Below are 11,173 nucleotides of genomic sequence, written 5' to 3' on the forward strand. Positions count from 1 at the left end.
CGCCAGGGTTTGCTGTTTCATCTTCACCTTCGTGTCTCTGGTGTCTCGATACATGCAAACCTCGCGCCACCTCTCAACTTGTTCAGCGTAGCCCTAAGTGGCAGCAATCAGTCTTGACTTGACGATGGGCACGGAGACGTGAACGGCCGCTGATGGCCGATGTGCGTCATGGTAGCGGGGGCGGTGGTGGGCACTGAGCGGACTGAGACCTTGGGACCTTACCTCGACTGGTCTTTCAGTACTCGCAGCGCCAAGTAGGCTACGCAAGCGCCGAGGGCCGTCCAAAACAGGTGGTAGGCAACATGGCCGGCAGGCACACCAAGTGCTGCCTTCAAGACTTGCGCCAGACCGTTGCGGAGCGACGAGATGGTTGGCGACGGCGGTGCCAATGTGACGGCCGCCCATGCGCTGAGCAAACTCAAGCCGGCTCCCACAACGAAAAAGAACCAAGCAGCAATCTTCGCTTCGCGCACGTTGCCTCCTCCTCGAATGTCCACTTCTGGCCGATTGGGGAAGTCTAGCAATCGTCAACGTGGGTCGCTACCCATCAAGGGGGTAGAGCCGAGATTGGTAACTTGACGGAAGTCCGGTCTTGGGTGCGCAGCTGACTTTTGGGCGCGGGGAAGTGAACGGCCGGTCGTAGACGCTGCTTCCACTCCAGGCAATGCATCAGAACGTCAGCACCCAGTCTTCAGCGGGCGTCCGATCGAACGACGTCGGCTGTGCAGCGGGTGTCGTCCTTCGACCGAAGGGACTCGAACGACCGCAGTCTGCCGCTCCACCATCATTCCCCACCCGCACCCAGTTGTCGCTCAGAACCAATGCGTAGCAGTGTTAGACGAGAGTCGCACACCTGAGAACCTGATGCAGAAAGGCATGGCTGTGTGGTCAGGGAAGGGTTTAGTCTTCAGTCGGCGTACTGAGCTTCCAGCAGAGCAGTGCTGTTGGTGATCACTGCTACCAAGTTGCTGCAACTTGTGGAATTGGGGTCGATGATCACGGCGTTTACACCACGCGACTATCCTCGTTTTTTACTCACCGCGAAACGGGTATGGGCCCTCAAAGCGTTCATTGAACATCAGGTGACTGACCAGGGGTTCACCATCGACCCAGGCGTGCACCAGGAATCCAGGCGGATCCATGCCAAAGCCTTTGGCGCCTCCCGATGAAAAATCCAGCCAGACTTGGTGGGCAGTCGACGGTGCAGTCTGCACCAAGGTGCCTGCCCAGTGGGTTTGAACGCTGCGGTGAAGGTGTCCACACAGAATGCGGCATACCTGTGGATGTCGTGAAACGACGTCGGCCAAGGCATCGCTGCCCTCGCGCAACCCAATGCCGTCCATGTAGTCCAGGAATGCCCGGAACGGCGGGTGGTGAAGCGCCACGATCGTTGGCGTTTGGGGAGCTTCTGCCAATCGGTCTGCCAGCCAGCCAATGCGCTTGGCGCACAAGCTTCCATGCGAGGCGTGCGGTATCACGGTGTCGAGGGTGAGCAGACGCAAGCCGGGGAACCCAATGTCGTACTGGATGAATCCATCCGCGTCAGTCGAGTTGTTTGACTGCAGGTAGGCGTGCTCCGGAAAGGCCCGGCGCAGGGCGGCACGGTCGTCGTGGTTGCCCGGCATCAGGTAAACAGGGCACCGCAAGGGTGCGAGTAACGCACGCAAGTGACGGTAGGCCTCATCGTCTCCATGGTTGGCCAAGTCGCCCGTCACAAGCACGGCCAGCGGCGCATGGGAGAGTCTGTCGACCGCCGCCACCGCCTTTTCGAGGTGGGCTGCGGTGTCAACGCGGCCATACGCGAGCCCCCCGGGTGGGGCAATGTGCGTATCACTGAACTGCACGAGGAGGTGGGGGAGGGCTGCAGGGGGCATCGGACCCAATTCTTCTTCTATTGGCGAAATCGAGCGCTTCAGTGTGCCTGAGCATGCGGTCCCACTGGGCTGGCTTTGAGCATTGACCCGTCATCCGGGTTTACCCGGTTGACCGGATTCCTGTCGAAAAAAGATACTGCGTACGTTGTGTATACACAGAGTACACGGATAAAAATGGTCAAAACCCTTCCCCTCTCCAATCGCGCGTATGAGCAGCTGCGTGACGCCATCCTGGGCGGTGAGCTCCGCCCTGGTGAGCCGCTGTTCGAGATTCATCTGGCGAAATCGCTGGGCATGAGCCGCACTCCCGTGCGCGAGGCCTTGCAAAGCCTCGTGAGCGATGGCTATTTGGATGAACTGCCGGATCGTGGCTACGTGATTCCCAGGCGTTCGCTAGATGACCTGCGCGAGTTCTTCGAGCTACGCGAGGTGCTGGAGGCGGCCGCGTCGCGCTACGCCGCCTTGAGGGCCCGGCCGGAAGAAATCGCTGAACTGCAGGTTGTGTGCGACCAGTACGAGGGCGAACAAGACCTCGCGCGTTGGCAGCAGTTGGGCGCGCAGTTCCACGCGCTGATCACCCGGGCGTGTCGCAACGAAAGGTTGGCCAATTTGATGGATTCGCTGACCACACAGATCGACCTGTCGCGGCGGTCTGTGATCTATGGAGGACCGGCTTGGCGGGAGACCGCTGTGCAGGATCACCGTGCCATTTGCGCCGCCATCAAAGCGCGCGACGAAGCCGCCGCCCACAAGGCGGCCGCAGATCACGTACGCCATTCCTACCAGGCAACGTTAAGGGGGCAAGAGCCGGAGGCATTTGCGCCAAAGAAAACCGCCTGAGTGGCGAGGCTCCTTTTTTGCATGCAATCTGCGCTGAAGAGCGCACCCCGCACCTTCCCGATCGGGTAGGGCTAACTACAAAGGAGACAAACGACATGAAATCAACTTTACTGGCAATAGCGGCGGCATTTGGAGTGGCTACATCCGCCATGGCCGATGACTACCCGAACCGGCCCATCCGGGTGATCGTGCCTTTCCCGGCGGGTGAGGCATCCGACACCATCGTGCGGCTTGTCGGCGATCACCTAGGCCGTCGTCTGGGGCAGCCGATCGTCGTCGAAAACAAACCTGGCGCTGGTGGCAACCTTGGCACTGAGCAGGGGGCACGCGCAGCCGCTGACGGCTACACGATAACCATTGCGACTGCGGCTCTGCCCATCAGCAAGCTGGTGTACCGAAAACTTGCGTATGACCCGGTTAAGGACTTCGAGCCCGTCACGCTGATGACCGTTACCCCACTGGTGTTGGTCACCCGGCCGGACTTGCCGGCGACCAACGTCAAGGATTTGGTCGAGCTGGCTCGCAAGAGCCCTGGCAAATTGACCTTCGCATCTTCTGGGTTGGGCACCTCGCACCAGCTCAGCAGCGAGCTGCTCAAGGCTCTTGCCGATGTGGACATCCTGCATGTCCCCTACAGAGGCAGTGCGCCTGCCCATCTGGACCTGATGGCCGGTCGAGTCGACATGATGTTCGACAACATCGTGCCGGTGACCCCTCACATTCAAACCGGCAAGCTCAAAGCCCTGGCGGTGACCACCAAAGAGCGAGCCCCGGCGTTGGCCAGTGTGGCGACGATGGCCGAGTCGGGCTATGCGAGCTTTGAGGCGGTGGCGTGGTTCGGTGTGCTCGTACCTGACGGTACGCCCGCACCCATCGTGGACAAGCTTAGCCGAGAGATCAACGCCGTGCTCCAGATGCCCGAGGTGAATGCCAAGCTGGTGTCCATGGGGGCCAACGTGGTAGGCACATCGCCCGCCGATTTCCGCAGCTTCATGGCCGGGGAAATCAACAAATGGGTGCCCGTAGTGCAACGGGCCAAGATCGTCATCGAATGAAAGACCGAATGTCCACTACTTACATCTCCGAACCTGACCGCCAAATTCCTTTGCTTCTGGACACCGACGTGATCGTCGTCGGCGGCGGCACCACCGGGCCGCTGGCCGCTATCGCCGCGGCGCGCCAGGGCCAGCGAGTCGTCATGATCGAACGCTTTGGTTCGCTCGGCGGCAACCTCACGCTGGGCCTCAACACCAAACCGTCAGGCGCGCTGGTCGGCGGGCTGCCGCTCGAGATTTGGAATCTGGCACGCAGCATCGGCGGCGCGGGCGATGACTACATGGCGGTCGTGAAGACTGGGGGCGTGAAGATCGCCTCGCCGTGCGACCCAGAGATCATGAAGATGCTGCTCACACGCCTTTGCGCCGAAGCGGGTGTGCAGATTCTCTTCGAAACGGTGGTCTCCGCTCCACTGATGGAAGACGGTGTAATCACCGGTGTGGTTATCGAGAGCAAAAGCGGGCGCCAATATATCTCCGGTAAGGTCGTGATCGACTGCTCGGCCGATGCCGATATAGCCGCGCGTGCGGGCGCTTCCTCTGTGATGGGCGACGGCGCAGCTGAGAAGGTGATGCAGCCGGTGTCGATGTACTTCACCATGGATCGAGTGGATCTCGTTCGCCTCGCCGACTGGGCCCGGACCACCGACGACGTGCCGGCGCGCGCCATCCCCGACACCGTCGAAGGTTTGGCGTATGGTCTGTGGCTCACAGGGTTCAACACCTCGCTGAAGAAATTCCAGCGCGACACCGGCATCCAACTGCAGAGGGACAACATCACTTTGAAGACAGCGGGTGGCCGCATGTATGTAAACGCCACACGCGTGATGGGGGTCGATGTGTTCTCCCCTGTGGAGTTCACCAATGCTGTTCTGGAGTGTTACCGCCAAATCGAAGGCGTGGCGCGTTACCTCCGCGAGTGCATTCCCGGTTTCGAAAATGCGCGCATTGAGCAAATCGCGCCTGTCCTCGGTGTACGGGAAACCCGCCACGTGGTGGGTGACTACACGCTCACGGGCGACGACGCGCTCAACGGTCACCATTTTGAGGACAGCATTGCGGCCGATGCGTCAGCGCTTGACATTCACGACCCCAAGGGCGCGGACGTGGATTTCCAGGGGCTGCGCCCGTACGAAATCCCCTACCGCTGTCTTCTGCCGCAGGGCGTGGAACAGTTGTTGGTGGCTGGTCGCTGCATCTCTGCCGACCACGCCGCACATGCACGCTCACGCAACATGCCCGCCTGCATGGCCACCGGCCAGGCAGCCGGCGTAGCCGCAGCGGTGGCGGTGGAAAGCGGCACCACGGTGCGCCAGGTTTCGGTGGCAGAGGTTCAGAAGCGGCTGCGGGCGCTGGGTATGCCACTGTTCAGCGAAGAGGTGAAAGACGCCGTGCACGAGACAGCATGACGTTGCGTGTCGAGTACTGCGTATTTCGGTCGCTACTGGACACTCAGTTCGGTTTCTCTTGGACAGCGGGAACGGTAGGACCTGGACACCCGGATCGGCTCTCTTGGACACGCGCAATCTGATGCAGCTAGGCGTTGATTTTGCGGCTCCTAGTTGCCATGTAGGTTGGCCAGGCGGGTGCAAGGCCGGCTAGACTTCGGCAATCGGCCAGGGACAGTCATTCAGCCAGCATTGATAAACGCCAGCTTCATGACGTAAAGCTGTCGTCTGGGAAGGACACTGAGCCCATGCAACTGCTGCTGAGCGGCGCCGAAGTCGGTAAGTACAATGACGCGGTGCAACATGCCCTGGCGACCTCTCTCAGAACCCCGACGACCTACCCGGGCTGGGGTCTGCCTCGTGGGTACTTCTGCTCGGTGACTCCACCGTAGTTCTCCAGGGCCGCCACGCGCCCTACGTGCTTCGCCTGACCAGCGTCAGTTGGTCACACCCCTCTTGCCGAGCTTTCCGCCTTCGCATCAATGCGAGGGCCATCTTTCTATGTCACTTCAAACGCTACGCCAAGACTGGCTGTCCAACGTGCGCAACGACCTCCTCGCGGGACTGGTCGTTGCCCTCGCACTCATTCCCGAGGCGATTGCCTTCTCCATCATCGCCGGGGTGGACCCCAAGGTGGGCCTGTACGCTTCCTTCTCCATCGCCACCATCATTGCCTTCACCGGTGGCAGACCTGGGATGATTTCCGCTGCCACGGGGGCCATGGCGCTGCTCATGGTCTCGCTGGTGAAGGACCATGGCCTGGAATACCTGCTGGCCGCCACGGTGCTCACCGGGGTCCTTCAGGTCATTGCCGGGTGGGTCCGCCTGGGAGCCTTGATGCGGTTCGTGTCGAAGTCCGTGGTCACCGGCTTTGTGAACGCCCTCGCCATCCTGATATTCATCGCCCAGCTTCCTGAACTCACGAACGTGACGTGGCACGTCTATGCCATGACCGCGGCAGGCCTTGCAATCATCTACGGCCTGCCCTACCTCACGAAGGCGGTGCCATCCCCCCTCGTAACCATCGTCGTGCTCACCGGGGTCGCCATCGCGCTAGACCTCGACATCCGCACCGTGGGCGACATGGGCGACCTCCCCGACAGTCTGCCGATGTTCCTCATCCCGAACATCCCGCTGACCTGGGAGACGCTCGCCATCATCTTCCCGTACTCGCTCACGCTGATGGTGGTCGGCCTGCTGGAGTCGCTGATGACTGCGACCATCGTGGACGACCTCACGGACACCAAGAGCGACAAGAATCGTGAGTGTGTGGGACAGGGCGTTGCCAACATCGCCACGGGCTTCATCGGCGGCATGGCGGGCTGCGCCATGATTGGTCAGTCGGTCATCAACGTGAAGTCGGGCGGTCGCGGTCGCTTGTCCACGCTGACTGCAGGTGTGGTGCTGCTGATTCTGGTGGTGTTCCTGGGGGACTGGGTGGCGAAGATCCCCATGGCCGCCCTGGTGGCCGTGATGATCATGGTTTCCATCGGTACCTTCAACTGGGCCTCCATCAGGAACCTTCGCGAGCACCCGAAGAGTTCCAGCGTGGTGATGGTTGCCACCGTGGTCGTCACCGTGGCCACCCACGACCTTGCCAAGGGGGTGCTGACCGGGGTGCTGCTGTCGGGCTTCTTCTTCGCCCACAAGGTCGGACAGATTTTGCGGGTGAAGTCGCAGAGCGAGGACGAAGGGCGCACCCGGACCTATCAGGTCATCGGGCAGGTCTTCTTCGCCAGCGCCGACCGCTTCTCCAACGCCTTTGACTACAAGGAAGTCATCGACAAGGTCTGCATCGATGTGAGCCGCGCCCACTTCTGGGACATCACCGCCGTGAGCGCCCTGGACAAGGCGGTCATCAAGTTCCGCCGCGAGGGTGCAGAGGTCGAGGTCATCGGCCTGAATGAGGCCAGCGCAACCATGGTGGACCGCTTCGGCATCCACGACAAGGATGGCGCGGACGACATGCTCATGGGCCACTGAAGGAGAACACCCGATGAACGACGACAAAAAAGTGCTGGCCTGCGTGGACCAGTCGAAGTACGCCGAGAGCGTGGCGGACTACGCCACATGGGCAGCGAAGCGGATGCAGACGCCCATGGAACTCCTTCACGTCATCGACCGGCATCCCCGCCTGGAGGCCGTGCAGGATCACAGCGGGGCCATCGGCCTTGATGCGCAGGAGAACCTGCTCAAGCAGTTGAGCGACGAAGACGAGACGAGGACACGCGCCGCCCGGGAGGTGGGCCGGTTGTTCCTCAACGGGCTGCGTGAGCGGGCCATGGCATCGGGTGCGTTCGTGGTTGACGTGCGGCAACGCCATGGCGAGCTGGAGGCCACGCTCCCAGAGCTTCAGGGGGATGTCCGCCTGTTCGTGCTGGGCCGTCGCGGCGCTTCGGCCCAGGCCACCCAACGAGACCTGGGCCGTAACCTGGAGTGGGTGGTCCGCTCTGTGAACAAGCCGGTGCTTGCCGTGCCTGATGAGTTCCGCGCTCCCAGCCGCGTTCTGTACGCGTTCGATGGCTCAAGCGTGACACGCCAAGGCATCCAGATGATTGCTGGAAGTCCCCTGCTCAAGGGCCTGCCCATCCACTTGCTCATGGCTGGGAAGCCGCAAGTCCAAGGGCCGAAGCAAATCGAGGAGGCCCGCAACGTGCTGGAGGCCGTTGGCTTCAAGGTGTCGATGGAGGATCACCTCGGAGACCCAGCGACCGCGATTGCCGAGGCGGTGAAATCGCAGCAGTGCGACCTGCTGGTCATGGGAGCCTACAGCCACTCGCCTTGGCGAACCCTGTTCCTCGGCAGCAAGACCACCGACTTGTTGCGCTCGGCTGCGGTCCCAACGTTGCTGTTGAGGTGATAGCTACCCGCAGCGACTGATTGGTTCAAGGCAGCCGCCCAGCGGGTCTAACGTCTGTACCGCGCACAACATCGGACTTTCAAATCGGCGAGTTGCAATGGTTGCCATGACAACATGGGAGTTGGCACCGACGACGACTCACCAGCGGCGGCTTTCGCTGTGGTGCCGTCGTGCACAAAGCCTCGTCAAAACTCCGCTCAGGGCCCAATGCTGCCGCTGTGGAGCAGCAATACCGGTCGTTCGGACCCAACGCTCGGCGCTGATGTCTGGCCCGAAAGAGCTTCAGGTGTTCAGCAGATCCTCAGAGGCGGCTGCCACCACCTCGCGGCTCAAGCCGTCAAGCAACGATGAGGCCGCGCGGGCGTGCTGCCAGTACAGTGGTACGTCCAGCGCGCTATCGGGTACCAGTTCGACCAGCGTCCCGTCTCGCAGATGCGACGCGATCAAGGCCTGCGGATGCAGGCCCCAACCCATACCGGCCAAAGCAGTGGCGACGAACGCATGGGATGAAGGAACGGCATGACGAGGCAATTCCACGTCCCGGTGGCACAGGCGCCGCACCCAACGGCTCTGCAAATCGTCCTTGGTATTGAAGACCAAGCTTGGTGCTTTCGACAGGCTTCCAGCACCGACGCCGCTTGCGAAGTGGCGCTTCATGTAGGCCGGGCTGGCGGCCGCCAGATAGCGCATGGCGCCGAGGGGGCGGCTGTTGAAGCCAGCCGGAGGCCGTGACGTTCCTGTCACAGCGGCCAGCACGGCGCCACTGCGTAGCCAATCGGCAGTGTGGTCCTGGTCATCCACCACCAGTTCAATGATCACGGGGGCATCGGCGGCGAAAGCGGCGACGGCCGGCGCAAACCAGGTGGCCAGGCTGTCGGCGTTCACCGCAATCGGCAGCGCCACGCGGGTGAGGCCTTCAGGTGCGAGTGCTGGCAGGGAACCTTGCAATTCCTGCTCAAGCAGCCGGACCCGATCAACGTGATGACACAAGCGCCGGCCGGTGTCGGTGGCACGACAGGGTTGGCCGCGCACCACCAAAGCGCATCCCACTCGCTCTTCAAGCGAACGGATGCGTTGGGACACCGCCGACGGTGTTACGAACAGCGCCTGCGCGGCGCGCTCGAAGCTGCCTTCCCGTATAACGGCCGCAAGAGCGGCGAGCGCGGCATAGTCGAGCATGGATCAGTTTCTCTTCATCGAGGTTAGAAGATTTAGTTTGTCTTCATCTAACGAAGTTGGCAAGCTCGGCACATCATGAATCTCACGGTCACTGCCTCTCTTGCATTTCCGGTGTTTGTTCAAGGCTTGGCCCTGAGCTTTGGTCTCATCGTTGCCATCGGCGCCCAGAACGCTTTCGTGCTGCGCCAGGGCCTGCGCCGCGAGCATGTGGGCGGCGTGGTGCTGTTCTGTGCGACCGCAGACGCCTTGCTGATCGCAGCGGGCGTCATGGGCATGGCACAGGCACTGGGCGAGAGCCCGAATCTGGCTCGTGCCTTGGCTCTGGCCGGCTCCGTCTTCCTGGCGGTCTACGGCTGGCAGGCTTTGCGCCGTGCGAGGCAAACCCATCAGCTGGAAGCAATTGAGGCTGGCTCGTCACAGACACTGGGCGCGACGGTGGCGCAAGCAGCTGCCTTCACCCTGCTCAATCCGCACGTCTACCTAGACACCGTCCTGCTCGTGGGCAGCATCGGCGCCCAACAGCCGAACGGGCTTCGCGCTTGGTTTATCGCTGGTGCCAGCGGCGCCAGTCTGGCCTGGTTTGCGCTGCTGGGTTTCGGGGCTCGATGGTTGGCGCCCGTGTTCGCCCGGCCAAGGGCTTGGCAGGTGCTGGACGGCCTGATTGGGTTGACCATGTTCGTGTTGTCGGCCTTGCTGGTGCGGCACGCTCTTGTCGGCATCTGAAGTACCACGCATGTACGTCAACCCACTACACCGACTGACCGATCGCGAAGCCCTCTTTGCGCTGATGGCATCGCACCCCCTCGGGGCCTGGGTGTGCCACGGCCAAACGGGTTTGGTGGCTAACCATGTGCCCTTCCTGTTGGACCGCACGCGAGGGCCGTTCGGAACCTTGATTGGGCATGTGTCGCGCGCCAACACGGTGTGGCGGGAACTCGGGGCGACCGCGCCAACCGTCGTGATGTTCCAGGGAACCCAGTCCTACATCTCACCGGGTTGGTACCCGGGCAAGGCGAAGCACGGCGAAGTGGTTCCCACATGGAACTATGCGGTGGCACATGCCCATGGCGTGGCGCGCGCCGTCGAGGATCGCGACTGGTTGTTCGACATGCTGACAAGACTCACCGGGGTTCACGAAGCTCTTCAACCGGTGCCATGGGCGGTTGCCGATGCGCCTGTCCCGTTCATGGACAAGATGATGCGCGCCATCGTCGGAATCGAAATTCCCATCGATCGCCTGGAGGGCAAGCTCAAGGTCAGCCAGGACGAAGCGCTTCCCGACCGGATCGGTACGGTGCACGGGTTGCGCGAGCAGGCCTGCGACACGGCGCGCGCGATGGCTGCGCTTGTCAAGAACGCCATTGATTCGCAAGCCAAGGGCGGTTCCTGACGGCAGTCCTCTGTTCGAAGATGCGCCCAGAGAGGCAGCTGTCCGGCGCTGACATGAATGTCGCTCAATGGCCGATTCCTGAAGTCTAGCCTTGGAGCTGGGGAACAGCTACCCATCAAGATGGGATCGCCAGCCGTACATGGGGCTGTAGGAAAGGCCGCCCCATTACAAGGTAACGCAGGCCAGGAAAGCGCGACCTTATCAGCCAGGATTCAGAGCAGCTCGCCCTCTGATTTTGCGCATCGATTCGCCCTTCAGCTGGACCCGATGAGCTTGATGCACCACGCGATCAAGAACCGCGTCCGCGACGGTTGGATCAGGAAAGAATCCGTGCCAAGTGTCCGCGGGGTACTGACTGGTCAAAAGCAGAGATCCCGTGCGCATGCGCCGGTCGGCAACATCGAGCAGGACCTGTGCTGCGGTTGGGGACATTTCCCCGATTCCAAAGTCATCAAGGATCAGCAGGTTGGGTTTGTAGAGGGCCGTTTTGAGTTTTGGCAGCGAGGCATCGAGCACCGCTTGACCGA

At 61.8% G+C, this 11,173-nt stretch carries 11 protein-coding genes; 7 read left to right on the forward strand and 4 right to left on the reverse strand.

Translation table 11 applies throughout. The annotated features are described in order from the left end of the window. Nucleotides 1-218: 218 nt before the first annotated feature. Nucleotides 219-473: a hypothetical protein gene (locus tag ACN4F8_RS19785; RefSeq protein WP_146191298.1), complete on the reverse strand. Its 255-nt coding sequence runs from the start codon at nt 471-473 to the stop codon at nt 219-221. Between the two features lie 558 nt (nt 474-1,031). Further along, nucleotides 1,032-1,844 (reverse strand): phosphodiesterase, encoded by an 813-nt coding sequence (locus ACN4F8_RS19790; RefSeq protein ID WP_419475143.1) that lies wholly within the window; start codon nt 1,842-1,844, stop codon nt 1,032-1,034. A gap of 204 nt (nt 1,845-2,048) precedes the next feature. Here ACN4F8_RS19790 and ACN4F8_RS19795 point away from each other — a divergent pair, with 204 nt between their 5' ends. The 5 genes from ACN4F8_RS19795 (at nt 2,049) to ACN4F8_RS19815 (ending at nt 8,077) form a co-directional block, all read left to right on the forward strand. Then, nucleotides 2,049-2,714 carry a GntR family transcriptional regulator gene (locus ACN4F8_RS19795; RefSeq protein ID WP_419475144.1) on the forward strand — a complete coding sequence of 222 codons (666 nt, stop codon included), beginning with the start codon at nt 2,049-2,051 and terminating at the stop codon, nt 2,712-2,714. 149 nt (nt 2,715-2,863) lie between these two features. Continuing rightward, nucleotides 2,864-3,769 carry a tripartite tricarboxylate transporter substrate binding protein gene (locus tag ACN4F8_RS19800; RefSeq protein WP_419475145.1) on the forward strand — a complete coding sequence of 302 codons (906 nt, stop codon included), beginning with the start codon at nt 2,864-2,866 and terminating at the stop codon, nt 3,767-3,769. An 8-nt stretch (nt 3,770-3,777) separates the two neighbouring features. Beyond that, nucleotides 3,778-5,178, forward strand: coding sequence for an FAD-dependent oxidoreductase (locus tag ACN4F8_RS19805; RefSeq protein ID WP_419475146.1), 1,401 nt, complete (start codon nt 3,778-3,780; stop codon nt 5,176-5,178). A gap of 540 nt (nt 5,179-5,718) precedes the next feature. Beyond that, nucleotides 5,719-7,200, forward strand: a complete 1,482-nt coding sequence (locus ACN4F8_RS19810) for a SulP family inorganic anion transporter (protein ID WP_419475147.1) — start codon at nt 5,719-5,721, stop codon at nt 7,198-7,200. 13 nt (nt 7,201-7,213) lie between these two features. Continuing rightward, on the forward strand, nt 7,214-8,077 hold the full coding sequence (locus ACN4F8_RS19815; RefSeq protein ID WP_419475148.1) for a universal stress protein: 864 nt from the start codon (nt 7,214-7,216) through the stop codon (nt 8,075-8,077). Nucleotides 8,078-8,359: 282 nt separating this feature from the next. On the opposite strand, the gene ACN4F8_RS19820 is transcribed toward ACN4F8_RS19815, so the two are convergent. Further along, a complete protein-coding gene (locus ACN4F8_RS19820; RefSeq protein ID WP_419475149.1) occupies nt 8,360-9,256 on the reverse strand; it encodes a LysR family transcriptional regulator ArgP in 897 nt (298 codons plus the stop codon). A 75-nt stretch (nt 9,257-9,331) separates the two neighbouring features. Here ACN4F8_RS19820 and ACN4F8_RS19825 point away from each other — a divergent pair, with 75 nt between their 5' ends. Then, entirely contained in the window at nt 9,332-9,979 is a 648-nt protein-coding gene (locus tag ACN4F8_RS19825; protein WP_419475150.1) for a LysE/ArgO family amino acid transporter, read from the forward strand. 10 nt (nt 9,980-9,989) lie between these two features. Then, nucleotides 9,990-10,646, forward strand: coding sequence for an FMN-binding negative transcriptional regulator (locus ACN4F8_RS19830; protein ID WP_419475151.1), 657 nt, complete (start codon nt 9,990-9,992; stop codon nt 10,644-10,646). Between the two features lie 201 nt (nt 10,647-10,847). Here the strand turns inward: ACN4F8_RS19830 and ACN4F8_RS19835 are convergent. Beyond that, nucleotides 10,848-11,173 (reverse strand): ATP-binding protein (locus ACN4F8_RS19835; protein WP_419475152.1); only part of this gene is annotated, 326 nt, incomplete at its 5' end.

It is taken from the genome of Hydrogenophaga sp. (assembly GCF_048549895.1).
In the GTDB taxonomy this organism is placed as follows: domain Bacteria; phylum Pseudomonadota; class Gammaproteobacteria; order Burkholderiales; family Burkholderiaceae_C; genus Hydrogenophaga.

Coding starts and splice junctions, on each gene's coding strand:
- ACN4F8_RS19825 (WP_419475150.1), top strand. CDS start 9,332: ATGAATCTCACGGTCACTGCCTCTCTTGCATTTCCGGTGTTTGTTCAA.
- ACN4F8_RS19800 (WP_419475145.1), top strand. CDS start 2,864: ATGGCCGATGACTACCCGAACCGGCCCATCCGGGTGATCGTGCCTTTC.
- ACN4F8_RS19815 (WP_419475148.1), top strand. CDS start 7,214: ATGAACGACGACAAAAAAGTGCTGGCCTGCGTGGACCAGTCGAAGTAC.
- ACN4F8_RS19795 (WP_419475144.1), top strand. CDS start 2,049: ATGGTCAAAACCCTTCCCCTCTCCAATCGCGCGTATGAGCAGCTGCGT.
- ACN4F8_RS19805 (WP_419475146.1), top strand. CDS start 3,778: ATGTCCACTACTTACATCTCCGAACCTGACCGCCAAATTCCTTTGCTT.
- ACN4F8_RS19810 (WP_419475147.1), top strand. CDS start 5,719: ATGTCACTTCAAACGCTACGCCAAGACTGGCTGTCCAACGTGCGCAAC.
- ACN4F8_RS19820 (WP_419475149.1), bottom strand. CDS start 9,256: ATGCTCGACTATGCCGCGCTCGCCGCTCTTGCGGCCGTTATACGGGAA.
- ACN4F8_RS19830 (WP_419475151.1), top strand. CDS start 9,990: ATGTACGTCAACCCACTACACCGACTGACCGATCGCGAAGCCCTCTTT.